The following is a 26,929-nucleotide window of genomic DNA, read 5'->3' as shown; positions in this document are numbered from 1 at the left end:
GTGTTAGCGATTATGTCGTTTTCACTCGCCTACCTTTTTCCAGGCGATACACTTGAAAACCTAACAGGACTCGTGCCGCAAAATGAAATTCAACGCGCGGCATTGGAGCGGCAATTTAAACTAGATCAGCCCTATATTTTCCAGTTTTTCTATTATGTAGGCAATTTGCTCACTGGTGACTGGGGATACAGCTTTACGTCAGGCCTGCCGTTAAGAGAAGAGGTAGGTATTGCGATGCCAGCCACAATAGAACTGGCAACCTATGCCATGTTGATGGCGTTATTCATTGGAATACCGCTTGGTTATTATGCGGGGATTCGCAGCTATTCAACGTCGGATCACCTAATAAATAGTGCAAGTATAACAACCTATTCTTTTCCTGTTTTTTGGTTTGCGCTCCTGCTTATATTGGTTTTCAGTTTGCAGCTAGACGCTGCACCGCTGTCGGGTCGTATCAGTTTGCTTTATAACATCGAACCCGTGTCAGGCTTTATTCTCATTGATATATTATTGTCTGACATAGAAAACAAGACCTTAGCCTTCAAGGATGCGTTATCGCACTTAGCATTACCTACGTTTGCCATTGGTGCTATCGCCACCGCTTCGATGATACGTATAACAAGACGTTCTGTTATAGACGTGAAACACCGCCCCTATATCGCTGCAGCAATATCTAGAGGCCTTTCAAGTTGGCAGATATTCTTTCGTCATATTCTGCGCAACGCGTTACTGCCCATTTTACCGCTAATGGCGATACAAATTACGACATTAATAACGAACGCGATGATTGTCGAAACCTTGTTTTCTTGGCCGGGGATCGGTAATTGGCTGATTCAAGCTATTTATCAGCGAGATTACCCTGCCCTTAGAATTGGTATGATGGCAGTATCCACGGTAGTAATTACACTCACGATTCTCGTTGATTTGTTTAACCGAATGATTGACCCAAGCAGAGAGAAATACGAACGTGCCACAGTTTAGTTTATACGACGAAGAATTCCATCCGTCGCCGTGGCAACGGACTTGGGCATCATTTAAAGCGAGCCACATCGCCATGCTTGGCCTGATTATGCTGGCGTTGTTTGTTGTTTGCGCGCTGTTCGCACCAATCATCACTCCCTATGATGCCGTGGAACAAAATATCGACGGACTGTTAATACCGCCTAGCTGGTTAGCTAATGGCTCTATATCGCACATTTTCGGTACTGATGCGTTGGGTAGAGACCTATTTACCCGCATAATTTATGGGTGTCGCATCACACTAGGCTCCGCATTCATTACTGTTGTGCTTGCCATGTTAGTCGGCGTTAGCCTTGGGACCTTTGCTGGCATGCTGCGGGGTGTTCGCTCAAGTATCGTCAACCACTTACTCGATGCACTTATGGCCATTCCCACGCTACTTATTGCGATTATTATCGTTGCAATATTGGGTACCGGTCTGGTTAACAGCATGTGGGCAATTACCCTTGCACTTATTCCACAGTTTGTGCACCACACAAGAAGTTTTGTGCGCGCCGAAATGAAAAAAGAATATATAGTGGCGTCTAAATTGGACGGTGCCAGTAGATGGCAACTTTTTGTTCATTCTATACTACCCAACATGACCGAAATGCTGGTTGTACAGGGCACGCTTGCACTTTCTATTGCCGTTATCGACATATCTGCACTTGGTTTTCTGAATTTAGGCGCACAGTCACCGCTTCCTGAACTTGGCGTTATTCTAGCTGATGGGCTAGATGTTGCTTATCTAGCACCGTGGAACGTTGCCGTCCCCGGAATGGCAATATTCTTCATGGTGCTATCTATCAACATTGTGGGTGACGGTTTGCGTTCAGCACTTAGAAAAAGAGTGAGTCATTAATATGCCAATGCTTGATATTAAAAACCTCACCTTGGAAATGCAGAGCAGCGATGGCGCAATTAAAGCGTTGGACAAAGTTAACCTGTCAGTTAGCAGCGGGGAGATTCGCGCACTGGTAGGAGAATCTGGCTCAGGCAAAAGCTTGATCGTGTCCGCCATTTGCGGAGCCCTTCCTAGCCAATGGAATTTAACGGCTGACCGCATGAGTTGGAATGGTGAAAACCTGCTGAGTATGTCTGTGCAGCAGCGTCGTGAGGTAATGCGCCGAGAAATAGCGGTCGTATTCCAAAACCCACAGGCAAGTTTAGACCCATCGGCAACGCTTGGAGAGCAGTTGGAAGAGAGCATTCCCGATGAATTTGTTGAAGGGAGCTGGTTCTGGCAACGAGCACAACACCGCAAAAAGATCGCAATAAGCACCGTTCACAAAGTAGGAATAAAGTACCACAAGCATTATTTAAGCGCTTTTCCTCATCAAATACCGGCTGACATAGGTCAAAAATTCATGATTGCGATGGCCTTGGTTTCACAGCCTAAATTGCTCATCGCCGATGATCCAACTCGGGGAATGGAACCTACAACAAAAACACAAATTCTGAAGCTCTTCACGCGTTTGAATCAGACCCGCTCGCTCTCGATCTTGTTTGTTAGTCACGACCTACTGGCAATTGCAAGTATGTCTCACTCTATGACGGTGTTGTATGCAGGGCAGACTGTAGAATCAGGTAGAATGAAGCACATTAAGAAGCGCCCTCTGCACCCTTACACAAAAGCATTACTAGACAGCGCGCCGAGCTTCAGAAAAGATTTACCACCGAAATCGCTGCTACCCACGCTTGGTGGCTCTATTCCCACACTACAGCATTTGCCTATTGGTTGCCGATTAGGTCCGCGCTGCCCTCGTGCACAGCGCGCCTGTGTACAAACGCCAGCCGTGCGTAAAATTCACGATCACAATTACAGCTGTCACTTCCCTCTACATATGGAGAAGCTGTAATGGATATCATGCAGGTGAAAGATCTCACGTTTATTCATAACGAGAGGAAACGTTGGCTAAAACGTCCTGAAGTTTTTCAACTTGGTCCAGTGAACTTAAGCGTAAAGCGCGGTGAAACCATTGCAATAATTGGTGAAAACCGCTCAGGTAAATCCCTGTTGGCTAAGCTCTTGGTAGGTGCACTGCCTGCTGATGCAGGTGAAATTGAAATTAACACACACAAATATTTAGCCAAATATCAGTCTAAAGATAGCCAGCAAAAACGTACCCATGACATTCGTATGATCTTGCAGCATAGCTCCGAGTCGATGAATCCATCGGTTCCTGTGGGAAAAATTTTGGATGAGCCATTGCGTTTGAATACAGGCCTAAGCGAAGCAGAACGCAAACCAATTATAGAAGATATGTTGGTGAAGGTAGGCCTCTTGCGCGAACACTATTACTTTTATCGACATATGCTTTCTGATGGACAGCAGCAGCGCGTAGCGCTAGCCAGAGCCATTGTGTTAAAGCCCAAAGTGTTAGTGGCTGATGAACCCTTTGCAGCGTTAGACCCTTCCATTCGTTCGCAAACGGTGAATCTTATATTGAAGCTTCAGCAAGAACTTGGCTTGGCGTTTATCTTTATTAGTCACAACTTGGGTATTGTACGACACATTGCAGACAGGATTATTGTGATGGAAGGCGGTGAAATTGTAGAAGAAGGCAAGACCGAAACTATCTTTAGGTGGCCCCAGCATACGCGCACTAAGAAACTCGTTACCGCCTACCAATCACTGGTGCCACAAAACACAATTCGAGAATAAAGAGCTTATCGTTTGGGTGCTGTTTTCTTTGAGAAGCGCACTTATGTTCCGAACTGGCACGCTCGACTCGTCACAAAAAGAAAACCCTAGAAAGCCTTTTTTTGAACAAACGCCATGCAATAAAAAAGGGGCAAATAAATTGCCCCTTGTACAGCAATGCATTCGTGCTTTCTAGCCAACCAGAGCCAATAGAATACCTGCGGCAACCGCACTACCTAGCACACCAGCCACGTTAGGTCCCATTGCATGCATAAGTAAGAAGTTATGAGGGTTTGCTTCTAGCCCAACTTTGTTCACCACTCTGGCTGCCATCGGCACAGCAGAGACGCCAGCTGCGCCAATCAGTGGATTTATACTGCCACCAGACAGCTTACTCATAAGCTTGGCCATGAGTACGCCTGCGGCAGTGCCTATACCAAACGCGATAGCCCCAAGCCCCAAAATACCTAAAGTCTCGACCGTAAGGAATGCTTCAGCTGATAGCTTTGATCCTACTGCTAAACCAAGGAAAATAGTGACCGTATTGATGAGCTCGTTTTGGGCTGTTTTGCTCAATCTGTCTACCACGCCACACTCTTTCATTAAGTTACCGAAGCAGAACATACCGACAAGTGGCGTTGCTGCAGGTAAAAACAAGATAGTCATAAACAGAACAGCAAGCGGAAAAATAATCTTCTCTCGCTTTGACACAGGTCGTAGTTGACCCATTTTTATCTCGCGCTCTTCTTTTGTGGTCAGCGCTTTCATGATAGGTGGCTGGATAATAGGTACCAACGCCATATAAGAGTATGCAGCGACTGCAATCGCACCGAGCAAATCAGGCGCAAGGCGTGAGGCGAGGAAAATGGCAGTAGGCCCATCCGCGCCACCTATGATAGCAATGGCACTCGCGTCTTTTAACGTAAACTCAAAGCCAGGTATAAGGTTTAACGCTATCGCGCCAAACAAAGTAGCAAAAATACCGAACTGCGCAGCTGCGCCAAGTAACAACATTTTGGGGTTAGCAATAAGTGCACTGAAATCAGTCATTGCGCCTACCCCCATAAAGATGAGCAGAGGAAATACCCCTGTATCTATGCCGATTTTGTATATGTAGTGCAGCAAGCCACCCGCTTCTGAAAAACCAGCGATAGGGATGTTAGTAAGCAATGCACCAAAACCAATGGGCAGTAAAAGCAATGGCTCAAACTTTTTAACAATGGCCAAGTACAACAAGCCGAAACCCACTGCCATCATAATCAGCTGGCCGGCTTCAAAGTGCGCAAGCGCGGTACTATCCCAAAGTACCATTAACTTATCCATGTACTACCCCAATAAGATTAACGGTTGACCACTGGTTACGGCATCGCCTTCACCAACGGTAATGTCAGTAACAGTACCTGTAAATGCGGAGCGGATCTCTGTCTCCATTTTCATGGCTTCTAAGATCATCACCACATCGCCTTCTGACACGCTGTCGCCGTTTCTCACCAAAACTTTAAATACGTTACCTGCAAGCGGTGCATCAATAGACTGAGAAGAGTTAGAGTCTGATGGCGCAGCGCTGTTGGTTTGAGGCTGTGCTTGCGTCTGAGAGCCACTAGCAGGTGTAACGCTCGTCAGCGTACCTGAAGGTGCCACTTCTACGCGATACACTCTTCCATCTACGTTTACGTCGTAAGTTTCACTCGCGGTAGCCCCTTGTGAGCTTGACTTGGCTTCAGCAGGCTTAGGCGCACTCGAGCTTTGCGACTCTTGCGCGCTAGGTGCAGGTTCAAACGCATCAGGGTTGCCGCGGTTTTCGATAAACTTTAGGCCTATCTGCGGGAATAAGGCATAAGTCAAAACATCATCAATTTTATCGTCTGACAGCGAGAGTTGCTTTTTCTGAGCCAGTTCATCAAGCTCTTTACTCAGTGTATCCAGCTCTGGTGCAATATTGTCAGCAGGCCGGCATGTCACGGGCTCTGCGCCATCAAGCACACGCGCCTGCAACTCCTTGTTTACTGGTGCTGCGGTAGCGCCATATTCACCTTTAAGAACGCCTGCGGTTTCTTTTGTAATGCTTTTGTAACGCTCGCCGGTGAGTACGTTAAGCACTGACTGCGTGCCCACGATTTGTGAGGTTGGCGTAACAAGAGGAATGAACCCAAGATCTTCCCTTACCCGTGGAATTTCTTTTAACACTTCTTCGAATTTATCTTCAGCGCCCTGCTCTTTGAGCTGACTTTCCATGTTGGTTAGCATTCCGCCCGGTACTTGAGCCAAAAGAATACGTGCATCTACCCCTTTGAGACTGCCTTCGAACTTGCTGTATTTCTTTCTTACTTCCCTGAAGTAACTGGCAATTTCTTCTAGTTCGGGTAGTGCAATACCCGTATCGCGCTCTGTACCTTCTACGATAGAAACCATGGTCTCAGTTGCACTATGACCATAAGTCATGCTCATTGAAGAAATAGCCGTGTCCAGCATATCAATACCGGCATCGATAGCTTTTTGATACGTCGCCGTACTCAACCCTGTTGTGGCATGGCACTGCATGGCAATTGGTACATCAACCGTTTCTTTTAATCCGGTAATCAATGCCTCGCACTCGTACGGTTTTAAAAGCCCAGCCATATCTTTTACGCAGATAGAATGAACCCCTAGGTCTTCAAGCTGTTTCGCCATTTCGAGCCAAAGCTTAAGATTGTGCACAGGGCTTACCGTATAAGAAATTGTCCCTTGCGCGTGAGCGCCACTGTCTATGGTCGCTTTTATTGCGGTTTTCAAATTCCTAATGTCATTCATGGCATCAAAAATTCTAAATACATCTACGCCACTTTCGTGAGCACGCTCTACAAAGCGAGTGACAACATCGTCAGCATAATGGCGGTAACCCAATAGGTTTTGACCACGCAACAGCATTTGCTGTTTCGTGTTAGGCATGGCTGCTTTTAGCTTTCTGATGCGCTCCCAAGGGTCTTCCCCTAAATAACGAATACAGGCATCAAATGTAGCACCACCCCAAGATTCAACTGACCAAAAGCCAGCTTTATCTAGTTTTTCCGCTATGGGAAGCATATCTTCAATACGCATGCGCGTAGCAAGAAGGGATTGGTGGGCATCACGCAGAACCAGCTCGGTAAGGGCCAGAGGCTTAGACATGGTAACTCCTGATTAGGCTTTATTTTTTAGAATTTTGGCGATGGGTATGAATTGCGGCAGAAATAGCTGCGATAACGTTTCCGTCTATTCCTGGTTGTACCGCTTGATTGTTTCGACTCAAATTAGCTGAAGGCCCTTTTAAATGAGCTGAAGGCTCTGCTGTTTCACCGGGAAAAGCTTCACAAAATCGGGCAATGAGATGAATACCCACAATAAGAAGCCCTAAGAATGAGAAAACAAATACCATTCCTATAAGCATAAGAGAAGCTGCTTCAAAGAGCAGGCTAGCGACGGATCCCGAATTCATATTCAAACCTGTTGTTATTTCGTACCTGAATAAGTATCACGTGGTTTTTCAAAACACAACAAAGCAGCATAAAAAACCACTTTAAAATGAATAAAACCCGCCAAAATGAAACTTAATGCATTATTCTTTAATAAATTTGCAACAAAAGTATATTTTAGGAATTAGCATAAGCGTTGCCGATGCCAGCAATCTACGTTTACGTTCATTTATACTCACGCCTTAATGAAAGCCTATATTTTCCGTAAAGTCACTGTCTAGCTGTTTAGCGAAATCTTTCGCATGCATCGCCACTAATTCTAGCTGCATATGTCGTTCATCCTCGGGTACGTAAGCAGGCACATTTACTGGGCTTCCCTCACAGTCCACCGCCATAAAAGTTATAAAACAGCGATTTGCGACAGACGTAGTGTTTTCCGTGGCGTCGCCCGATTTAACCACAACATAGATATGCATACTTGACGCTCCAGTGTGTACCAACGATGCGGTTATCTCAACTAGCTGACCTACTTTTATAGGTTTTATGAAACGTATGCCATTGGCAGACACCGTGACGCAGTAACATTTGGACCACTGCGCGGCACAGGCATAGGCTGCTTGGTCAATCCATTTCATTAAGCTGTTATAGAGAGCATGCCACCGTGAACGTTACCGCCAAAGTTTACGTCGGTAGGTTCTGCTAAAAATCGAAAAGTAGTAGATGGATGTGCCATAGCGTACCTCGCGCTTTACTGCTGTTAGACACATTAAGTTTAGCTTAAATTTTAAACAGTGCGCTTAGACGAAAGTGGAGAGAACAAAAATAAAAGGAGTAGAAATGAAAAAACCCACCTAAAAAGGTGGGTTTTTCAATGTGGCGCGTGTGGAAGGATTCGAACCTCCGACCGCCTGGTTCGTAGCCAGGTACTCTATCCAGCTGAGCTACACACGCGTAAACTTGTGTACTTTTGAATTTTACATCAAAAGGTGACGCTTTAAAATAAGTGGCGCGTGTGGAAGGATTCGAACCTCCGACCGCCTGGTTCGTAGCCAGGTACTCTATCCAGCTGAGCTACACACGCGCAAAACTTGTTGTTGGCCGTCACTGCCAACGAATAATGGCGGAGAGGGAGGGATTCGAACCCTCGATACGCGTATATGCGTATGGTTCCTTAGCAGGGAACTGGTTTCAGCCACTCACCCACCTCTCCTTGACTGCGGGGTGCATTTTACGGATTCATTGGCCTGAGTCAAACCTTTTTTATAAAGAAATTGTTCACCCGCTGCCATTTTAAACGATTCGAGCAAAAAACCAGTAATTTGTTCGCAATACAAGCAATTAAACCGAATTTTATTTAACGATGCTCGTTAATTTGCATTTGAATATGCGCAGCTTCATTGCAGTTTTAACTGACCCGCCTTAATAATTTAGTCAATTTTTCAAGAATAATATCAAAAAGTTTTGAATTTATTTGTTCATAACCAAGTACGCTGATTCGTATTACTTACTTAAGTTATTTAAAAACGCTCCAAAATCTCAAATAAAGCGGTATATGTCTCTATTTAAAAATCGTCCACCCAGAAGGCATTGTGCTAGAAAAAAGCTGTGCACGACCCAGAGACTTAACTTGGTCATTAGCGCGAGACATCACAACGTCATTTCTGGCGAAATAGAACAGAAACAATAGACTTGCGCTAAAGCCCGATAAGATTTACTCACTTAAAACAAAAAAGGCCAGCGTAAGCTGACCTTTTCCAATGAAGCGTATAATGCAATTATTCTGCAGAGCCTGGCTGACCGCCTTTTTCTGCTTGAATGCGCATGTATATCTCTTCACGGTGCACAGAAACTTCTTTTGGTGCATTCACACCGATACGTACCTGATTCCCTTTTACACCTAGTACGGTAACGGTTACATCGTCACCAACCATAAGCGTTTCACCAACTCGACGAGTCAAAATAAGCATTCGCTTGCTCCTGTTCCTTAATACTGAACATCATCCATTAAGATTTGCCAACCCATCGGCACGACCCGATGGAAGCGACAGTGATTCCATGTTTCTGCGTCACTTCAAAAACTCACTGTTATACACAAAAATAATTATAGCTTATCTTGTAACCAAGCGTTAACCGAATCTAGCGCCTGGCCCAAGTTTTCAGGCTGGTCACCGCCTGCCTGTGCCATATCTGGACGACCGCCCCCTTTGCCACCTACTTGTGATGCAACAAAGTTAACTAGCTCGCCCGCTTTAACTTTACTAGTGAGGTTTTTAGTAACGCCAGCAATAAGATTCACTTTCGCGTCATTAGCCACACCTAATACTACGATCCCTTCACCAATTCGGTTTTTAATGTCATCCATCATTGAACGCAATGACTTCGCTTCAACACCTTCCAAATTCGCAATAAGAACTTTAACGCCATTTATCTCTACTGCATTACTAAGCATATCAGCACCTTGCTGACTCGCCAATTTTTGTTTCGCAGAATTGAGTGCTTTTTCTAGTTCTTTAGTCTGATTTTGTAGAGAAACTACGCGATCAAGTACATTTTGGCTGTCTGTTTTCAATAACGCAGACAATGAAGACAGTGTCGCTTGTTGGGTTTGCACGACTTCAAGTGCATGCTCGCCAGTAACTGCTTCGATACGTCGAACGCCCGATGCAATACCCGCTTCACTGGTAATTTTAAACAAGCCAATATCACCAGTACGTGTAACGTGAGTACCACCACATAGCTCAACAGAGAATGGCCCCATGGTTACCACGCGAACTTTTTCGTCGTACTTTTCACCAAATAGCGCCATTGCGCCTGATGCTTTGGCTTCATCCAAATCCATTAGTTCAGTTGCTAACGTGTGGTTTGCACGTATTTCTTGGTTAACTCGTCTTTCAATCTCAGCAAGTTGCTCAGCCGTTACTGCCTCAAAATGCGAGAAGTCAAAACGCATGCGCGGCGCTTCAACCAATGAACCTTTCTGAGTTACGTGCTCACCTAAAATTTCACGCAGTGCTGCATGAAGTAAATGCGTTGCGCTGTGGTTCTTTTTAATGGCTTCACGATTTGCTGCATCAATCGCTGCGGTTGCCGTATCACCTTTAGATACCGAACCTTTAGCAATACCTTTGTGTGCAAACGCATTACCCATTTTTTGGGTGTCAGTAACGATGAATTCACCGTTTGCCACGCGAAGCACACCTTTGTCACCTGCCTGACCACCGCTTTCAGCGTAGAACGGTGTGCTGTCTAATACCACAACGCCTTCTTGACCGTCTTCAAGCTTCTCAACAAACGCATTGTCGGCAATAAGTTCAACCACATTCGCCTGGCCTTCTACATCGGTGTACCCAGTAAATGAGGTTGTGTGGTCAATGGCGAGTTTACTATTGTAGTCTGCACCAAAGTTGCTAGCCTGCTGTGCACGGGCACGTTGTGCTTGCATAGCAGCTTCAAAACCTTCTTCGTCAATCTTAAGGTCGTGCTCACGCGCTACATCATTGGTTAAGTCAGTAGGGAAACCATAGGTGTCGTAAAGCTTAAACACTACGTCACCCGGCACTGTGTCGCCTTCTAGAGTTTCTAGTGTATCGTTTAGAATAGCCATACCACGGGCTAACGTTTTGCTAAACTGCTCTTCTTCAACACGTAGTACTTTTTCAATTACCGGTAGCTGGTCTACAAGTTCTGGATACGCTTCACCCATTTCTTTGGCAAGTGATGCTACAAGCTTATAGAAGAAAATATCGTTTGCGCCAAGTTGATAGCCGTGGCGGACAGCGCGACGAATAATGCGACGTAATACGTATCCGCGCCCTTCATTTGATGGCATAACGCCATCGCAAATTAAGAAGCTGCACGAACGAATGTGATCGGCGATGACCCGTAGCGATTTATTTTCTAAATCTTCGCTTCCAACAATTGATGCTGCTGATTTGATCAAGTTTTGGAAAAGGTCGATCTCGTAGTTGCTGTGCACGTTCTGCAAGATAGCGGAAATACGTTCTAGGCCCATACCGGTATCGATTGAAGGCTTAGGGAGTGGCTCCATGGTACCGTCAGCTTGTTTGTTAAACTGCATAAATACCAGGTTCCAAATTTCGATAAAGCGGTCGCCGTCTTCTTCTGGTGTTCCCGGAGGACCTCCCCAAATGTGCGCACCGTGATCGTAAAAGATTTCAGAACAAGGACCACATGGACCGGTATCGCCCATAGACCAGAAGTTATCTGACGTACTAATGCGAATAATCTTTTCTTTTGGAACACCAATATGGTTTTCCCAGATGTCGAAAGCTTCGTCATCTTCAGAATAAACGGTGACTAAGAGCTTTTCTTTTGGCAAACCAATTTCTTTGGTAAGGAAATTCCACGCAAACTCTATCGCTTCTTTTTTGAAATAATCGCCAAAGCTGAAATTACCCAGCATTTCAAAAAAGGTATGGTGACGCGCAGTGTAACCTACGTTCTCAAGGTCGTTATGCTTACCACCTGCGCGAACGCAGCGCTGTGACGATACCGCACGGGTATAGCTGCGTTTTTCCGCACCTAAAAAACAGTCTTTAAACTGGTTCATGCCCGCGTTGGTAAAAAGAAGTGTGGGATCATCTGCCGGAACCAGTGACGAGCTCGCCACCGCTTGGTGGCCATGGCTTTTAAAATAATCGATAAACTTGTTACGTAAGTCAGCAGTTGATAATGTCATTGAAAACCTAACTTCCTTTATTCTATTTTTGAAACGTGCGATTTGCCTGTTCTAATGAGCTTTATAATCGGGGCAGTTTGCGAATACGCAATACGCTTATCCTCGCTATAATTCTCTGGATAATTAAAATGCACACAAATTTGCGCAACAATACCATGGATAACGCAATTTTGTTAAGTGTAACGGGGAGAAGATAGGCTCAAATTTCACTTTAAGTAGACGAAAATAGCCAGTATTCATAAAACGAATCGCCAACGGCATCTATTTGTCGGTAAACATGAGCATAAACCAGCCGTTTTAGCTAGATTCGTTTGCGCTTACAGCATATTCAATGTGATCTTGGTAAAAGCCACGATATTGAAGAAATTGTTTCTGCTTTTGTCTCAACGCGAATTCGGTTTCATAAAACTCGCCAAACTTTTTCTCTTTTACTTTTTTAGCACTTTCAAACCAGTCAGCGTCAATCTCTCTCATTGCGTGTTCTGCAGTACTTTCATCTACACCGTATTGCTGTAAGTCTAATTTAATTGCGCGGGGTCCCTTCCCTTTTAAATACAGTGCGCGAGCTCGGCTTTCTGCAAATCTAGCATCGCTTTGGATATCAGCATCTTTGAATTCCTCCAGAATAGGCATGAAAGCATCACTCGCTATTCCCTTCTGCTGCAACTTTCGCATAATCTCGTTAAAGCTATGCTCTCGTCGTGCCAGCATGCGAGTAATCGCGTCGGTAATGATTTTTCGGTCGAACTCTGACATTTTTGTAAACTTACTCTTCTGTATTAAACGTAGAAACCGCGTTATTTTAGCGTTAATTACTCGTACATTGCGACTATCTAGCGTTTTACGCACTTAACCTCTACATGATGTAAACTGCATGACAGCATCCAACTATCGCATAACAATAATAGATTCGATTGAACAGATCTCTAAAGAGCGCTGGCAATACCTCGCAAAAGAATCGGGTCCTTTCGTTTCTTATGAATTTTTACATGCGCTAGAACGCAGCGGCTCGTGCAGCAATGAATCTGGGTGGCAGCCTTGCCATATTGCTATAGCGAAAGGTCAGCATGAGGCTGTTAATCTCGTTATTCCCGGCTACCTGAAAACTCACAGCTACGGTGAATACGTGTTTGACCACGCATGGGCTAATGCTTATGCACAGCACGGTCTCGACTATTATCCTAAATGGATATCGGCCATCCCCTTCACGCCTGTAACAGGCTCTAGACTACTTTCTGATGGGCACATTGCGCTTACTCCGTCACTTTTAAGTGAACTGGAAAATACATTGACAGCGCATGTAGAGTCCGTTTTTGGTGAGGCTTTATCTTCTTTTCATTGGCTATTTCCCAATGAAAGCACCTCAGCTCAACTTATTGGTAAAGACGAGCCTGAGGCCAGTGAATTAGCCGATGATTTGCCTAATGACCAATTCAAAGTTCAACCCAGTATTCCCAACCACTACCTGACCCGATACGCGGTTCAGTTTCAGTGGCATAACTACGGTTATGGTGATTTCGACGATTTTCTTAACGCGCTTACTTCCCGCAAAAGAAAAGATATCAAGAAAAGTCGACGTAAACTGAACGAGCAAGGCGTTCGCTTCACCCATCATACCGGCAGTGAGATTAGCCCAGAGACACTGCAGTTTTTCACAAAGTGTTACAAAGTAACCTATTTAAAACGAAGCGGTCACGTGGGATATTTGAACGATGCGTTCTTTGAGCAGCTAGTCGAGAGCATGAGCGATAACATGCTTATAGTTACGGCAATAGAGAATGAGGTAGCAGTAGCCAGCGCCCTCTTTTTCTATGATGAGACAGGACTGTATGGCAGATACTGGGGAGCACTGAAAGAAATAGACGGGCTACATTTTGCCTGCTGTTATTTTGAAGGCATTGAATTCGCCATTGAGAAAAAGCTATCGCTTTTTAATCCCGGCACCCAAGGTGAACATAAAATACTTCGAGGCTTCGAGCCCATTTATTGCCGTTCTCATCACAAATTACAACATCCGTCGTTTCACACTGCTGTAGCAGACTTTTTACAGCGAGAAACGCCACATATCGCAAGCTATTTTAATCAGGCACGGAATGCTTTACCGTTTAACAAGGAATTTGTGCCTACTTTAAAAACAACGAGTGTCACTGCACCTAACGACGACACTTATAATCACAACGAGAAAAACGATGAAATATAAACTTCTTGCCGTAGCGATTGCGGCATCTTTGGGACTTGCTGGTTGCGGTCAGCCTGAAAAAGCCCAAGAGCAAACCAGCAATGTTGAAGCGCCAGAAATGAAGGGCGAAGCGGAACTAGGCTCTTTTGGCGTAGACTTGACCGCTCGTAATGAAGCGGTAAAACCTGGTGATGACTTCTTCATGTACGCGAGCGGTACATGGTACGACAACTACGAGCTGCCCGCTGACAAAACTCGCTACGGCGCGTTTACGGGTCTTGCAGAGCGTAGTGAAGAGCAAGTTAAAAACATCATTGATGGGCTAATGGAAAAGTCTTCTCTAAATGCAGAAGAAAAGCTTGTTCACGACTTTTTCGTTGCTTATATGGATACAGATACCATCAACGAAAAAGGTATTGAGCCAATTAAAGACGTACTCACGTCTATCGATAGCATTGAAAACAAAACTGACCTAACCAAAGCATTTGGTAACAGCTGGTTAGTAGGCTCAACCACGCCAATTGGCGGCGGTATGTGGTACAACCGCCTTGACCCAAATGAATACCAATTAAGTGTTGGTGTTGGTGGTTTAGGCCTTCCTGATCGCGACTACTACCTGAGCGATAGCGAACGTTTTGTTAAAATTCGTGAAGCTTATGTAGCGCACATCGAGCAGATGCTAAATTTTGCAGGCGAAGAAAACGCAGCTGAAAAAGCGGCGAACATTCTTGCCCTTGAAACACAAATTGCAGAAATTCAGTGGCCTCGCGAAAAACGCCGTGACCGCGATCTTACTCTTAACCAGATTGAACGTAGCAAGCTGTCTGACGAGTACCCTGGCTTTGATTGGGATACGTATTTTGCTCAAACCGGTTATAAGGTACCTGAGCTAAATATTACACAGCCTGAGCCAGTAAAAGACGTTATTAAAATTATTAACGAAGCTGATCTCGCTGATTGGAAGTCGTACTTGAAATATCACACTATTTCAAACAATGCGGATTTCCTTTCTGAAGATATCTACCTAGCCAACTTTGACTTCTTTGGTCGTACACTAAGCGGTCAGCAAGAGCCTCGTCCTCGTTGGAAACGCGCAGTGAGCCAAATGTCTGGTACTGAGTCACTTGGTTTTGCTATCGGCAAGATTTACGTAAACGAATACTTCCCAGAAAGCTCAAAAGAGCAGATGGCGGAGCTGGTTGAGAACTTGCGTACAGCACTAGGTGAGCGTATTGAAAACCTAGACTGGATGAGCGAAGAAACCAAGGTAAATGCCAAAGAAAAGCTAATGGCATTTAACCCTAAAATTGGCTACCCAGACGAATGGCAGTCTTTCGACGGCGTAACCATCAGCGACAAAGACTTAGTAGGCAATGTTCGAAACCTACGCACATTCTTCCAAGACCAATCGGTAGAACGTGAGCTAGAGAAAACGGATCGCAATCGCTGGGGTATGACACCGCAGCGCGTTAACGCCTACTACAATAGCTCGTTCAACGAAATTGTATTCCCAGCGGCTATTTTGCAACCACCATTCTTTGATCCAAACGCCGACGCAGCAGTTAACTACGGTGCAATCGGTGCGGTAATTGGTCACGAAATGGGACATGGTTTTGACGATCAAGGCTCGAAGTCAGATGCAAACGGTATTCAGCGCAACTGGTGGACCGATGCTGACCGCGCAGCGTTTGAAGAAAAAGCAGATATGCTAGCCGAGCAATACAGCCAGTACGAGCCTATCGAAGGTAACTTCGTAAATGGTCGCAACAGCTTGGGTGAAAACATTGGTGACGTGGGTGGTCTAGCCATGGCTTACCACGCCTACAAACTTAGCCTTAACGGCAAAGAAGCACCGGTAATTGACGGCCTAACAGGCGATCAGCGTTTCTTCCTTGCATGGGCACAAGTGTGGAAAGAAAAACGCACTGAAGAAAGCATGCTGAATCAACTTCGCGCAGGTACACACGCGCCTGGTCGTTATCGTGCACAAGCACCAAGAAACCATGATGCATGGTATGAAGCGTTTGATGTGAAACCAGATGATGCACTTTATCTTGCGCCAGAAGAGCGCGTAAGAATTTGGTAACTCATTGAGTTAAGCACTTAGTGAGCACATGCTAGCTTCTCGCGCCGGATAGAGATTTGTATCTGGCGCCAGCTAATACCAGTCCGCATAGCTCATTTAGAAAATGTAGATAATTAAAAAGGGCGGTTCGACTTATCTCGAACCGCCCTTTTTATTTTTCTAATCAGTATTCGCTCGGTGGTACTTATACGCCAGCCCCGAGTACTTGTTTAACTTCCGTTTGCTTATTTATCTTCCGTATTGGGCAACTATATCGCGAACGTATTGTTTACAACGGGCTACAGCCTCTGAAAAATCACCGTTACCCACACTGCCCATGGAATAACGAAGCCAATACCCATCAATTAATGCAGCGGTAGACGCAGCGGCGTTTTTGACCTGCTCAGGTTTAAGTAGCTTGCGGTAACTAAACGCTAAATTACGCTCTAAGCGTTTGTGGTTAATACACTGCAAACGATGCAAGCCTTCGTTGTGAAGTGACAACGCCCAGAAGTTGAACCAAGTATTGGTGGCGGAACTCGCCCCTTGCGTTTGTGAAAAGTTATTTTCAATAATGAAATCAATCCGCTCTAGCGGATCGTCAATACGCTGCGTGATTTTTAGCGCATCGAGAAGGTGGCGCATCGTTGCTTCAATTAAACCTTGCTTGTCACCAAAATAGTGACTGATTATCCCTGAAGAAAGCCCAGCTCTTTTGCTAATTAAGCTAATCGTTGTACCGTGATAGCCAACTTCTGCCATCACTTCTAGCGTTGCTTCTATTAATTGCTTCTTGCGAACTGGCTCCATTCCCACCTTGGGCATGCTACAACTCCAAACCTTAAATCTAAAAAATAACCTGCGACAGCACAATGCCGCCGCAGGCATGATATCACGATTAAAAGGTTAAGCGTGCGTTGACTGCAACAGCGCGAGGTGCGCCAATCCAAAATGCACCTGGTGCAATGGTAGACGCATAGTCTTCATCAAACAGGTTGTTTACTGTTAAACGCACTTCTAGCTCTTCAGCACCTGAACCAATGTTTTCGATAAAGCCGCCAATATAGAAGTCGCTAACGATATAGTCATCAACTTGTGCCGCATTATCAATATCCAGGTAGCGGCTATCAACGTACTTGGTAGACAGGCCTGCAAAGTAGTTATCGCGTGCCCAATCAAGGCTAATTACCGCCATAGTGTCAGGCGTACCGATACCCGTATTACCTTCAATAGCTACCAGTGACACTTCAGGGTTTTCAGGGTCTGCGATGGCTGCCAGCGCATCGTCAAGTGTATCGTATTGCGTACCTGAACTACCTACCGTCGCAACATATTCTGATTCGCTTAAGGTAATAGAAGTGAACAACGAGAAGTCTTCGGTTAGCATAATGTCTGCTGAAATTTCAAAACCACTAGACTCAATACCGCCCACGTTTTTGTATCCACCCGCGGCTGCTTCAAGAAAGTCTATACCCTCTGAGGTTTCGTTACTGGTAAATTGAATACGGTCGTTAAACTCAATATTGTAGTAGGTCACGCTGGCATTGAAACCAGGTGAAGAGTAGCGGAAACCTACGTCAATGTTGTCAGCGGTTTCTGGCTTTATAAAGCGAAGGTCAGTATCGTTGCGCTCTAGTTGTGCATCTTTGATTGCCGCAAAGTTCTCACCGTAACCTGCGAAAACTTCCACTCCTTCAATGGGTAAAGGTGCAACGATACCGGCAGAGAATAAGGTATCTGAGTCAGTATTCACCGCTAAGTTGTTGGCTGAATCAAAGTTGTCCGTTTTCTCGATATCTACGTTAAACTTCTTGGCACCAGCGCGAATGCGGGCAAAGCCTAGATCAAGCTCATCTTCCACATAGTACATCAAGGTATCAACTGGGAAGGTTCTGTCGTACTGCACCCAGTAAGGCACGTTGTCATAATCGACGCTAATAGACGAGTTGGTAATTTTATGCCAATCGCGAGACTCGCCACGCTCATAGTCTTCCCACCAAATACCAAAACGTACGGTATTATCAAAATCACCAATTTTGGTGTACCACACAGCATCAGCATTAATGCCAAAACGCTCTTTATCATAATGGGTGTGACGATATGAGCCCACGGGAATAGCGCCTTGCGCATGACAGCCTGGGTCATATTCTGCACCTGCACCACCATAAGGGAAGGTCAGTGAGCTTTGACACCCCTCAATAGGGCTTAGCTGGTTGCCTTGTCTATCAACAAAGTAGATTTGTCCCAGCTCCTCTCCACCGAATACTGTATTTCCAACAATAAGCTCTGAGTGCCCTTCTGCTCCGTCATCAGTGATATCAACAATATAGGGTGGAACCCATTCGCCGCGTCCTTCATTGTCGTGATAATACACGTTAGTCATAAAATCGACCTGGCCAATAGTAAAGTCAGCCTGTAAATAAGCGAAAAGGTTTTCGCGTAGGGTAGACCAACCTCGACGATACGCCTGATCTTGATAAGGCACGCCTGTCCACTCGTCAGTTAACTGGTCCCAATCTGGATTTTGCTCATATTGCGCCAGCCCGTATATGCGCTGGTAGTTATCTTCGTGGGTATCGTCGTAAGACAGGTAACCTGTAAGAGACACGTCGTTAACGGTAGAGATAAACTTCATGGCTAAATGATCACGGGTGTTCTCTGCTGCCTGCTGCATAAAGTCAGAACTTTCTTGACTTGAAAGGCTTATCCACGCGTAAGTATCTTTAAAGATTTCGCCTGTTTCGTAGCGTACATAGTATTTTGACGCATCAAATGAACCCGCAGTTACACTGGTTATTAAGCCCTGCTCCGCAGACGGGTTAATGGTGGTGAAATTCAGTGTGCCGCCCAAGGCTTCGTGTGAACGGGAAGCGATATCCGCCGTACCCTGAGAAACTTCAACGCCTTTTACGTTTTCGGTATCGATATAGCGATTCGCTTTCGCGCCACCACCGTAATTCGAGTTACCGTTGGCGATGCCATCTACCGTCATGCCAATTTGCTGCTCATTTAGGTTTACTTGAAAGCCACGAATAACAATAGACGTTGACCAGTCATCAGCCCCAAAGGTATCACCTTCGTTAATAAGCACACCCGGCAGGTTATCAACCGCGGCTAACACACTGCTAAGATTAGCCTGTTGTTTAAACATATCGTCGCTCGTTGCGTTATTCGCGTAAGAAACGCTTCGCCCAACAACGGTAATTTCTTCTATGCGCTCTTCGTCAGCACGCTCTGCTTCCTCTGCCCACGCCACTGTAGGTGTAGTCATAGACGAAAGTGCTGCAAGTACAGCTAACGAGAGTTTATTGTGTGTTTTCATGTGTTTCCCAAAGTAGTTGTGTAATGTTTACTCACTACTCTAGGGAGGAATTGTTACAGTAGCGTTAAGTTTAATTGAACAATCAATTAATAAAACATTTTCCATGTTTGTTTACTCAATGACATCCAAGTAAACACGCACCAGCTGTAAACGGACCCAGAAATTTAGCAAAGAAATCTTTGCCTAACAGACACAAAAAAGCCCTCACTAAGGAGGGCCAAAAGGGAAAGGTTTATCTTACCTTGATATTACTTTACGACTGCGTTGCGGCTTGAAAACGGGTGTTTTTGCTTTCAGTCCCGGCTACTTGCTTTTCTGCGTAAAGCAAGGCGTCGTGTAGCGTGTCAAAGTTGGGGATACCTGGGTGCGCTTCGTTTACGCCCTCAAGCACCTTATTGACTTCTGCATTAGCACCACAAATAACCAGCTGACGACCTGCCGCTAGTGCATCTGAGGTAACTGTATCAACTGCCATCGCAGCAGAAACATCCATAAGTGGAACGCGCGAGAAATCTAAAATGGTGACTTTAGAACCCGGCTTCACACGCTCACGAACGTGGTGGCCCAAATCGGCAGCCGCACCAAAGCTTAGTGGTCCGCCAAAACTAAAGATTGATACTTTGTCTTTAAGAGATTCCAATAGCTCATTTTCTTTAGGGTCGTTCAACGACTCAGGGATTTTCTTAAGCTCTTCAATTTGCAGCTGTGCGATTTGCTTAACGTAAGCTAATGCTGCGAATACCACGCCAACACCAACTGCTGTGATCAGATCTACAAATACCGTTAGCGCAAGCACCATAATCATTAGGCCGAAGTCCCAACGTGGGCCTTTGTGAGCGCGCTTCAAGTAACTCCAGTCGATGATATCTAAGCCAACTTTAACCAAGATACCAGCAAGAACTGCGTGAGGAATTTGCGCTGCTAGCGGGCTAAGACCTAACACAATTGCTAGAAGAACTAGTGCGTGTACCATACCTGAAATGTTGTACTTACCACCGCTACGGATATTTACAACAGTACGCATCGTTGCGCCTGCACCTGCGATACCGCCGATAAGACCAGCAAATGTATTACCAATACCTTGGCCGATTAGCTCTTTATTACTATCGTGACGGGTACGCGTCATGTTATCAGCAACAAGAGATGTAAGTAGACTATCGATGGCTCCCAGCACAGCTAGAATAAACGCGGCTTCAAGAATAAGCAGTGCTTTGCTTTGGTCAAATACTGGAAGGTGAAGGCTAGGTAAACCCGTCGGGATATCACCAAGAATTGGCACAGACAACGCTAAACTTACAAGCGTGCCAATGATAAGTGCAGCCAGTGCGCCAGGCACATACTTGCCTAATTGCGGTGGCCATTTGTAGGCAATAACCAAGGTACCAAGGCCTAACGCTAAGGTTGCAAAATCAATATCGGCAAGCGCGGTTGGCAAGTATGTCAATGCGCCGATTGTTCCGCCTGGCGGCTCATGGCCCAGTAAGCGGCCGATTTGAAGAATGATGATGATTGCACCGATGCCCGACATAAAGCCCGATATTACCGGGTAAGGCACCAGGCGAATGTATTGGCCAACACCAAGGACACCAAAAACAATCTGGAATATGCCGGCCAATATCACAGCTGTGAATATAAGGCTGGCGTCGCCTGACAGACTTGCGAACAAGCCTGCAAGAACAACAACCATAGGCCCCGTTGGACCAGAAATCTGTGCTGGTGTACCACCGAAAAGTGCGGCAAAGAAGCCAACCGCAATAGCACCATACAGACCCGCCATTGGGCCTAAGCCTGACGCTACACCAAGTGCAAGCGCCAGTGGTAAAGCAACGATACCGGCTGTTAAACCGCCGGTAAAATCGCCTCGTAGGTTTGAAAGGTTAATTTTTACCATAGTTATAGACCTTATTCACCGCGAGCAAGTTGTGCTTCGGCAGTAGACTCGTCCATTACATCAAATTCACCAGACTCAGTGTTGTAGTAAAGCACTTCACCTGAACCAATGTTATAAACCCATCCGTGAAGTTTAACCTGACCTGTTGCAATTTTTGCAGCAACAGCAGGGTGAGTGCGAAGGTGCTGAATTTGCTGAACAACGTTCTCTTTCGTTACCGCTTCTAGATCGTCAATAGAAAGGTCTGAATGGCCACAGCGCTCTTTAACAACTTCAGTTGCAACACGGCAATGACCTAGCCACTCTTTTACATGCGGAAGCGCACTTAAGCCTTCAGGGTTGATGGCGCCTTTCATTGCACCACAGTCAGTATGGCCACAAATAACAATGTGAGAAACGCCCAGTGCAGCAACTGCAAACTCAATAGACGCTGTCATGCCACCAGTTTGGTTGCTGTGAGGAGGTACGATGTTGCCCGCATTACGGCAGATAAATAGCTCACCCGGATCAGTTTGTGTTACTAAGTTCGGGTCGATACGTGAATCAGAGCACGTAATGAAAAGCACTTCAGGGTTCTGCCCAGTAGCTAGTTTTTGAAACGTAGCTTTTTTGTTTGGGTAAACTTCTTTCTGGAATTTGGCAACACCTGAGATAACGTGATCCATATATAACTCCCAATTTTTTAATAATTGTAATGATTATGTAATTACGCCAGTTTCACCTGATAGATTAATAGTTTAATATACTAACTCGCGATAGCTAAATACTATCACTGCTTACGTAACACTACCCATAAGCATAGTAAGAGAGAGCCATTTTCACCATGCAATTCAACGGAAAGACCCCGTCAATTAACCAAATCCGCTATTTTGTTGCAGTGGCTAAATACCTAAGCTTCAGGCAAGCAGCGGGAATACTGGGAATTAGTCAGCCTACTCTGACCAGTCAGATCAGTGCGCTAGAAAACCTCTTAGGGCTAACGCTTTTTGAACGATCACGCACGGGAACGCTGTTATCTCCCCAAGGTAAAGCCTTGCTTGATGCAGCGGAAGAGGTGCTGCAGGCCTCTCAACGGTTCAGCGAAATTGCACGAGACTTGTCCGAGGGCGAAGTTGTAACCTACCGGTTAGGGATACCGCCAACACTAGGGCCTTATTTACTTCCCTTTGTGCTACCAGATCTGCACAAACGGAAGCCCGGCTTGCGCTTCTATGTTCGAGAAGGCGCCCCTAACGCATTGCAACACGGTCTACTGCGTGGTGAATATGACCTAATACTTTCCCCACTTTCGGGCGAAAACTCTCAATTGATCACGCAACCACTCTTCAAAGAGCCTTTAAAATTCGTCACGCCTTCTGATCACAAATTGTCAGGAAAAGCCTATGTCAAGCCAGAAGAAATAAGCGGCGAGAAAGTGTTAACACTCGAAGACCGACATCACTTTCATCATCAAGTGCAGCGCATTTGCGATGAGATTGGGGCAGATTTACAGCGTGATTATGAGGGCACCAGCCTCGATACTTTGCGTCAAATGGTAGTAATGGGCATGGGTGTAGCCTTCCTACCAGGGCTTTATATTCATTCTGAGTTGCACAAGCCTGAAGCGTTACACGTGTGTGAGATTGCCGATATGCCTATTGAGCGTCAGCACTCATTAGCGTGGAGAAACACTGCGCCTGGACGAAAGACCTTTAGAGAAATATCAATTATCATAAAAGAGATAATTGAAACTCGCCTGTCGGACGCCGTGACTATAGTCAGTGCTGCCCCAAGCCCTCTTCAAAAACGTTAAACTGGTTGTAATTTATTATGATTGATAGACAACATTTACGAATAGTAAGAGCGATAGATGCTGAAGGCACGATGACAGAAGCGGCAAAATCGCTTTTTCTAACCCAGTCAGCGTTAAGTCACGCAATGAAAAAGTTGGAAGCCCATTTTGACGTACCGCTTTGGAAAAAAGACGGCAGAAGACTCACGCTGACTCAGGCGGGTCAGAGTGTATTGGGCTTAGCTCACCGAGTTTTACCCCAGTTTGAGCATACTGAAGCCCAATTACGCAGATTCGCCGATGGTAAACAGGGCATATTACGTATTGGGATGGAGTGCTACCCGTGTTTTGAATGGTTGCTGAAGGTAGTGGCGCCTTTTTTGAAAGCCTTTCCAGATGTTGATGTAGATGTACGCCGCGCGTTCTCTTTTGGCGGTTTACAAGCGCTTCACGGGTACGATATTGATATATTGCTCACGCCAGACCCTCTTTCACTTGAAACCATTACCTACACGCCAGTGTTCGAATATGAACAAGTGTTGGTAATGGATAAGCACCACCCTTTGGCAGAGAAACCATTTATTACACCGAAAGACTTAAGCAATGAGACCCTTATCACCTACCCCGTAGAACTCAGTCGACTGGACGTATTCACGCATTTTCTTACTCCTGCCAATTGCACAGTGAGGCAACATAAAACGATTGAAACCACAGAGATCATCTTACAAATGGTAGCAGCGGGACGTGGTGTTACTGCGCTACCTAAATGGTTAATTGATGAATCAAAAGAAAGCGATCTCCTGACTTGTCGGTCGCTTGGTGAACAAGGCGTATCAAAAACGCTGTACTTGGGTCATAGAAAAGCGCAGGACGTATTGGGGTTTGTAGATGATTTCATTGCCCTTTCGCAAACGCACAAGCCATAGGTTTTCCAAACTTTATTTCGGAAACTTATGTCAAACTAAGGAATAAAACAACTCGCTTGCCAACAATGTTGGCAAGCGACAACGCTCTAATTAAAGACTATTGCGCATTATGTGCGGTTAACGGTATGAATGGCGCTAAATTTTAAACTGCCCCACCAATTCTTTTAAGTCACCAGAAACGGCACTTAACTGCGTAGCTTCCACAGCTAACTCTTCTGCATGCTGACTAGTTTTATCACTTAAACCAGTGATAGCTACGAGCGACTTATTAATATCTTGCGCCACCTCCGTTTGCTGCTCGGTCGCAAGTGCTATGTGAGTACTTTGCTCGTGAACCAAACCTATAGACTGGGTAATGTCTTTAAGCGTTTCGACCACTTTCTCTGTTTTATCGACACCAGATTGAGAACGGGTTTGTCCTTCCTGCATAACACTGTTGGTCTGCTCAGACATCGCCTGCAATCGCTCTACCATTTTTCGTATATCAGTCGTCGATTCTTGTGTACGACTTGCTAATGAGCGAACTTCATCTGCAACAACGGCAAAGCCGCGCCCCTGTTCACCGGCTCTCGCCGCTTCAATGGCTGCGTTTAATGCCAGTAAATTAGTTTGTTCAGCTATGCTGTTAATTACATCGACTACAGCACCGATGCTGTCTGACTCTTTGCTCAATCCGCCTACAACTTCAACACCCTGACTGATGGCGTCAGCCAGCGCGCGAATTTCCCTCATGGCATCTTGCACTTGCTCACTGCCGGCTTGTACCAATTCATCTGCTTTAGTCGCAGCGTCACTGGACTGTGCCGCATTTTTTGAAATTTCAACGACGGTAGCAGCCATCTGCGTCACTGCCGTAGACACATTGTCCACCTGACTACGCTCTTGGTTAATTTCCTTGCTAGTGGCGTGACTCACATCTCGAAGGTGATCCGCTGCATCAGAAACAGCCTTAGTGTTAGCGGCAGTATCTTTTAGCAATGATCTTAGTTTATCGGTAAAGGTATTAAACTCTATGGCAAGCGCACCGATTTCGTCGTTACTCTTAACTTCCAGACGCTTGGTTAAGTCGCCGTCGCCATGCGCTATTTCCGCCATTGCGTTGCGCATTTCGACCAAAGGCTGAGTGACTTTAGCACTCGCAAAATAAGTAATAAGCGCTATTAATCCAATAATCACAAAGGCGACGATAATTGCCGTAGTAATTGCATTATTTATAGGGCTATCAATGATGCTTGCAGGGATAAGAATGCCCAGCGACCAATTCATTTGTGGGTTAGTTAACTGAGCGTGCTCAAAAACCGCAACATAGTCTTCCCCCTTCCAGGTTACGTGCACAATACCAGATTCATTAGCCGCTATATTACTTGCCAACTTGCCAAACCCTTCAGTGCTATCAAACACGCTGCCAAAGTTGCGAATAGAGGAGCTTAGTGGCAACGCTTTGCTCTGTTTTGGAAAGTAAACAATGTTTTGGTTTTCATCGAGTAAAAACGCCGTGCCTTGTTCTTCATAACGAATGGCATCTATGACCTTACCCACCGTGCTAATAAGAATATCGACACCGCCAACGCCTAGTAACGCTCCATTTTTGTATATCGGGGTTTGTACTACTGCAGATACGCTTCCATCTTGGGAATCGACAGCAGGAGGCGTTACATATAGCTTCCCTTTTTCAACGGCAGTAGTAAACCACGGACGCTTAGTTGCAAAGTAACCGGCGTTAGGATTGCCAGCATCAGGACCCGAAGTGTCGACGCCGACTCGGCCCTCTTCGTAGAAGTATTCACCCGTCTTAGCAGAACCAAAGAACGCCGATTTAATAATGGGATCTTGACTGCTGATGCCCTCAAATGTGGCATAGATATCTTTGGATTGAGTCAGTTGGCTTTCGGGCGCCCCTCGCGTGTTATGGCGCGTAAAAAAATCTTGTAGAAAAGGACTACTTAGGAATGCTCTAGCAACGCCGCCATAGGTTGCGAAGAAACCTTCGACATCATTTGCTTCACGCGCAACTAGGGATTTAACTTCTTTTTCAACGCGGCTTCGGGTGTTGTCTGCAACGGTATTGACTAGAAAAACGGCCGTGATAAGTAACATCAGAGCTATGCTACCGCCAACGATAAGCATAAACTTCTTTTGGAGTGATATGGATTTCATTTGTACTTCTCATTGTTTACTAAACGCCACAACGTGTGAAAAGTGTATTCCAGCACTAGGGCCTGTTGACCTTTGTTGTACATTTTTGCAGCGGTCTTTGTGCCATCTAGACAAGGCGGATGTTTGACGGTTTCGTGGTTCTAAGTCGAAAACACTCAACGCAGTATAGATGGCACAAAGGCGCTGCCCGAAGGGGTCGTTATGGAAGCCTTTTACTCTTTGTCACAGCCCTTTAACTTAGCCCACTAGGCTTGCAGGACTGTTTCGCGATTAAAAGGCTTCCATTTAGACCAAAATTCGTACATTAAAGGTCAACAGGCCCTGATAATTCGCACACATTTTAGGTTTAGTTTTATTAGTATAAAAGCGCAAGTGAGCCGAGCTCACTTGCGCTTCTAATACTTTGAGATATACAGAGAAATTTTACAACCTCTGAAAGTCAATTCTACGAAAGTTTAAATACAGAGTGAATTAAACGCTTTTAAAAATTAGCTGTAAAAGCAAAGATAAGCGGTAGGCGTAGACACTTTTACGTCAAAAGATGCATCGGCAGGCACATTAAAGCTGGTGCCTGTAGCAAAAGATTGCCATTCGTCACTTCCCGGAAGCTTCACAACTAGCTCACCTTCAACCACTTTCATCAGCTCTTTTTGAGAGGTAGAAAATGTATATTCACCCGGCGACATCACGCCCGAGGTGCAGGGGCCGTTTGCAGATTCAAACCCAATCGAGCTCACTTTATTGTCGAAATAATGGTTTACTTTAAAGCTCATAGTTACTCCTTTGATGTGAGTGCTGACTTTCTTTGCTTTAACTGTTTTTAAAGCAAAGTGCTGCAGCCTTGA

At 45.4% G+C, this 26,929-nt stretch carries 20 protein-coding genes, 3 tRNA genes and 1 pseudogene; 8 read left to right on the top strand and 16 right to left on the bottom strand.

The annotated features are described in order from the left end of the window. Positions 1-12 precede the first annotated feature (12 nt). Genes WA381_RS02620 through WA381_RS02605 form a run of 4 tightly spaced genes read left to right on the top strand, consistent with a single transcriptional unit; the run spans position 13 to position 3,664 of the window. Entirely contained in the window at positions 13-981 is a 969-nt protein-coding gene (locus WA381_RS02620; protein ID WP_014948679.1) for an ABC transporter permease, read from the top strand. Then, positions 968-1,861 carry an ABC transporter permease subunit gene (locus WA381_RS02615; RefSeq protein WP_014948678.1) on the top strand — a complete coding sequence of 298 codons (894 nt, stop codon included), beginning with the start codon at positions 968-970 and terminating at the stop codon, positions 1,859-1,861. The genes WA381_RS02620 and WA381_RS02615 overlap by 14 nt, the downstream gene beginning before the upstream one ends. A 1-nt stretch (position 1,862) precedes the next feature. Beyond that, the gene (locus WA381_RS02610; RefSeq protein WP_014948677.1) at positions 1,863-2,858 is read left to right on the top strand and encodes a peptide ABC transporter ATP-binding protein; all 996 of its coding nucleotides are present in this window, start codon (positions 1,863-1,865) and stop codon (positions 2,856-2,858) included. Beyond that, entirely contained in the window at positions 2,858-3,664 is an 807-nt protein-coding gene (locus WA381_RS02605; protein ID WP_014948676.1) for an ATP-binding cassette domain-containing protein, read from the top strand. Before WA381_RS02610 ends, WA381_RS02605 begins: the two co-directional genes overlap by 1 nt. A 171-nt stretch (positions 3,665-3,835) precedes the next feature. Here WA381_RS02605 and WA381_RS02600 read toward each other — a convergent pair whose 3' ends face one another. The 10 genes and pseudogenes from WA381_RS02600 to WA381_RS02555 all read right to left on the bottom strand — a co-directional run bounded on the left by WA381_RS02600 (position 3,836) and on the right by WA381_RS02555 (position 12,529). Continuing rightward, complete coding sequence (locus tag WA381_RS02600) at positions 3,836-4,966, bottom strand: sodium ion-translocating decarboxylase subunit beta (RefSeq protein WP_014948675.1); 1,131 nt, start codon at positions 4,964-4,966, stop codon at positions 3,836-3,838. Positions 4,967-4,969: 3 nt separating this feature from the next. Beyond that, positions 4,970-6,790 (bottom strand): sodium-extruding oxaloacetate decarboxylase subunit alpha, encoded by a 1,821-nt coding sequence (gene oadA / locus WA381_RS02595; protein WP_156086079.1) that lies wholly within the window; start codon positions 6,788-6,790, stop codon positions 4,970-4,972. 19 nt (positions 6,791-6,809) lie between these two features. Then, positions 6,810-7,097: an OadG family protein gene (locus WA381_RS02590; RefSeq protein WP_041693403.1), complete on the bottom strand. Its 288-nt coding sequence runs from the start codon at positions 7,095-7,097 to the stop codon at positions 6,810-6,812. Between the two features lie 219 nt (positions 7,098-7,316). Further along, positions 7,317-7,807, bottom strand: a pseudogene (locus tag WA381_RS02585) (acyl-CoA thioesterase). A 141-nt stretch (positions 7,808-7,948) separates the two neighbouring features. Beyond that, a tRNA-Arg gene (locus tag WA381_RS02580) sits at positions 7,949-8,025 on the bottom strand. Between the two features lie 53 nt (positions 8,026-8,078). After that, positions 8,079-8,155, bottom strand: a tRNA-Arg gene (locus tag WA381_RS02575). A 37-nt stretch (positions 8,156-8,192) separates the two neighbouring features. Continuing rightward, positions 8,193-8,284, bottom strand: a tRNA-Ser gene (locus WA381_RS02570). 565 nt (positions 8,285-8,849) lie between these two features. Next, the gene (csrA, locus tag WA381_RS02565) at positions 8,850-9,041 is read right to left on the bottom strand and encodes a carbon storage regulator CsrA (protein ID WP_012517705.1); all 192 of its coding nucleotides are present in this window, start codon (positions 9,039-9,041) and stop codon (positions 8,850-8,852) included. A gap of 134 nt (positions 9,042-9,175) precedes the next feature. Then, complete coding sequence (gene alaS / locus WA381_RS02560) at positions 9,176-11,773, bottom strand: alanine--tRNA ligase (protein ID WP_014948671.1); 2,598 nt, start codon at positions 11,771-11,773, stop codon at positions 9,176-9,178. A gap of 297 nt (positions 11,774-12,070) precedes the next feature. Then, a complete protein-coding gene (locus WA381_RS02555; protein WP_014948670.1) occupies positions 12,071-12,529 on the bottom strand; it encodes a regulatory protein RecX in 459 nt (152 codons plus the stop codon). A 118-nt stretch (positions 12,530-12,647) separates the two neighbouring features. Between WA381_RS02555 and WA381_RS02550 the strand changes: the two genes are divergently transcribed. Next, complete coding sequence (locus WA381_RS02550; protein WP_156086078.1) at positions 12,648-13,973, top strand: GNAT family N-acetyltransferase; 1,326 nt, start codon at positions 12,648-12,650, stop codon at positions 13,971-13,973. Continuing rightward, on the top strand, positions 13,963-16,038 hold the full coding sequence (locus tag WA381_RS02545) for a M13 family metallopeptidase (protein WP_156086077.1): 2,076 nt from the start codon (positions 13,963-13,965) through the stop codon (positions 16,036-16,038). The genes WA381_RS02550 and WA381_RS02545 overlap by 11 nt, the downstream gene beginning before the upstream one ends. 228 nt (positions 16,039-16,266) lie before the next feature. Here the strand turns inward: WA381_RS02545 and betI are convergent, their stop codons facing one another. The 4 genes from betI to WA381_RS02525 all read right to left on the bottom strand — a co-directional run bounded on the left by betI (position 16,267) and on the right by WA381_RS02525 (position 21,895). Continuing rightward, positions 16,267-16,842 (bottom strand): transcriptional regulator BetI, encoded by a 576-nt coding sequence (gene betI, locus WA381_RS02540; RefSeq protein WP_289617962.1) that lies wholly within the window; start codon positions 16,840-16,842, stop codon positions 16,267-16,269. A 73-nt stretch (positions 16,843-16,915) separates the two neighbouring features. Beyond that, positions 16,916-19,339 carry a TonB-dependent receptor domain-containing protein gene (locus WA381_RS02535; protein ID WP_156086076.1) on the bottom strand — a complete coding sequence of 808 codons (2,424 nt, stop codon included), beginning with the start codon at positions 19,337-19,339 and terminating at the stop codon, positions 16,916-16,918. 253 nt (positions 19,340-19,592) lie between these two features. Beyond that, positions 19,593-21,230, bottom strand: coding sequence for a SulP family inorganic anion transporter (locus tag WA381_RS02530; protein ID WP_014948665.1), 1,638 nt, complete (start codon positions 21,228-21,230; stop codon positions 19,593-19,595). Positions 21,231-21,241: 11 nt separating this feature from the next. Beyond that, the gene (locus WA381_RS02525; RefSeq protein WP_014948664.1) at positions 21,242-21,895 is read right to left on the bottom strand and encodes a carbonic anhydrase; all 654 of its coding nucleotides are present in this window, start codon (positions 21,893-21,895) and stop codon (positions 21,242-21,244) included. Between the two features lie 158 nt (positions 21,896-22,053). On the opposite strand from WA381_RS02525, the gene WA381_RS02520 reads away from it, so the two are divergent. Both WA381_RS02520 and WA381_RS02515 read left to right on the top strand, forming a co-directional pair. Beyond that, positions 22,054-23,022, top strand: coding sequence for a hydrogen peroxide-inducible genes activator (locus WA381_RS02520; protein WP_014948663.1), 969 nt, complete (start codon positions 22,054-22,056; stop codon positions 23,020-23,022). A gap of 17 nt (positions 23,023-23,039) precedes the next feature. Next, complete coding sequence (locus tag WA381_RS02515) at positions 23,040-23,927, top strand: LysR family transcriptional regulator (protein ID WP_156086075.1); 888 nt, start codon at positions 23,040-23,042, stop codon at positions 23,925-23,927. 135 nt (positions 23,928-24,062) lie between these two features. Here the strand turns inward: WA381_RS02515 and WA381_RS02510 are convergent, their stop codons facing one another. After that, positions 24,063-26,084, bottom strand: a complete 2,022-nt coding sequence (locus tag WA381_RS02510) for a methyl-accepting chemotaxis protein (RefSeq protein ID WP_156086074.1) — start codon at positions 26,082-26,084, stop codon at positions 24,063-24,065. A gap of 488 nt (positions 26,085-26,572) precedes the next feature. After that, positions 26,573-26,857, bottom strand: a complete 285-nt coding sequence (gene ppnP, locus WA381_RS02505; RefSeq protein WP_014948660.1) for a pyrimidine/purine nucleoside phosphorylase — start codon at positions 26,855-26,857, stop codon at positions 26,573-26,575. Positions 26,858-26,929: the final 72 nt, after the last annotated feature.

It is taken from the genome of Alteromonas sp. CH_MED4-4, from assembly GCF_037029575.1.
Classification (GTDB): domain Bacteria; phylum Pseudomonadota; class Gammaproteobacteria; order Enterobacterales; family Alteromonadaceae; genus Alteromonas; species Alteromonas macleodii.
This window is presented reverse-complemented; position numbering and strand designations above follow the sequence as displayed.

Excerpts from the sequence above, each read along its gene's own strand:
- WA381_RS02605 (WP_014948676.1), top strand. The coding sequence starts at position 2,858 with ATGGATATCATGCAGGTGAAAGATCTCACGTTTATTCATAACGAGAGG.
- WA381_RS02620 (WP_014948679.1), top strand. The coding sequence starts at position 13 with ATGTCGTTTTCACTCGCCTACCTTTTTCCAGGCGATACACTTGAAAAC.
- WA381_RS02555 (WP_014948670.1), bottom strand. The coding sequence starts at position 12,529 with ATGTCAGAGTTCGACCGAAAAATCATTACCGACGCGATTACTCGCATG.
- oadA (WP_156086079.1), bottom strand. The coding sequence starts at position 6,790 with ATGTCTAAGCCTCTGGCCCTTACCGAGCTGGTTCTGCGTGATGCCCAC.
- WA381_RS02530 (WP_014948665.1), bottom strand. The coding sequence starts at position 21,230 with ATGGTAAAAATTAACCTTTCAAACCTACGAGGCGATTTTACCGGCGGT.
- betI (WP_289617962.1), bottom strand. The coding sequence starts at position 16,842 with ATGCCCAAGGTGGGAATGGAGCCAGTTCGCAAGAAGCAATTAATAGAA.
- ppnP (WP_014948660.1), bottom strand. The coding sequence starts at position 26,857 with ATGAGCTTTAAAGTAAACCATTATTTCGACAATAAAGTGAGCTCGATT.
- WA381_RS02600 (WP_014948675.1), bottom strand. The coding sequence starts at position 4,966 with ATGGATAAGTTAATGGTACTTTGGGATAGTACCGCGCTTGCGCACTTT.
- WA381_RS02520 (WP_014948663.1), top strand. The coding sequence starts at position 22,054 with ATGCAATTCAACGGAAAGACCCCGTCAATTAACCAAATCCGCTATTTT.
- WA381_RS02590 (WP_041693403.1), bottom strand. The coding sequence starts at position 7,097 with ATGAATTCGGGATCCGTCGCTAGCCTGCTCTTTGAAGCAGCTTCTCTT.
- WA381_RS02515 (WP_156086075.1), top strand. The coding sequence starts at position 23,040 with ATGATTGATAGACAACATTTACGAATAGTAAGAGCGATAGATGCTGAA.
- WA381_RS02535 (WP_156086076.1), bottom strand. The coding sequence starts at position 19,339 with ATGAAAACACACAATAAACTCTCGTTAGCTGTACTTGCAGCACTTTCG.
- alaS (WP_014948671.1), bottom strand. The coding sequence starts at position 11,773 with ATGACATTATCAACTGCTGACTTACGTAACAAGTTTATCGATTATTTT.
- WA381_RS02550 (WP_156086078.1), top strand. The coding sequence starts at position 12,648 with ATGACAGCATCCAACTATCGCATAACAATAATAGATTCGATTGAACAG.
- WA381_RS02545 (WP_156086077.1), top strand. The coding sequence starts at position 13,963 with ATGAAATATAAACTTCTTGCCGTAGCGATTGCGGCATCTTTGGGACTT.
- WA381_RS02610 (WP_014948677.1), top strand. The coding sequence starts at position 1,863 with ATGCCAATGCTTGATATTAAAAACCTCACCTTGGAAATGCAGAGCAGC.
- WA381_RS02510 (WP_156086074.1), bottom strand. The coding sequence starts at position 26,084 with ATGAAATCCATATCACTCCAAAAGAAGTTTATGCTTATCGTTGGCGGT.
- csrA (WP_012517705.1), bottom strand. The coding sequence starts at position 9,041 with ATGCTTATTTTGACTCGTCGAGTTGGTGAAACGCTTATGGTTGGTGAC.
- WA381_RS02525 (WP_014948664.1), bottom strand. The coding sequence starts at position 21,895 with ATGGATCACGTTATCTCAGGTGTTGCCAAATTCCAGAAAGAAGTTTAC.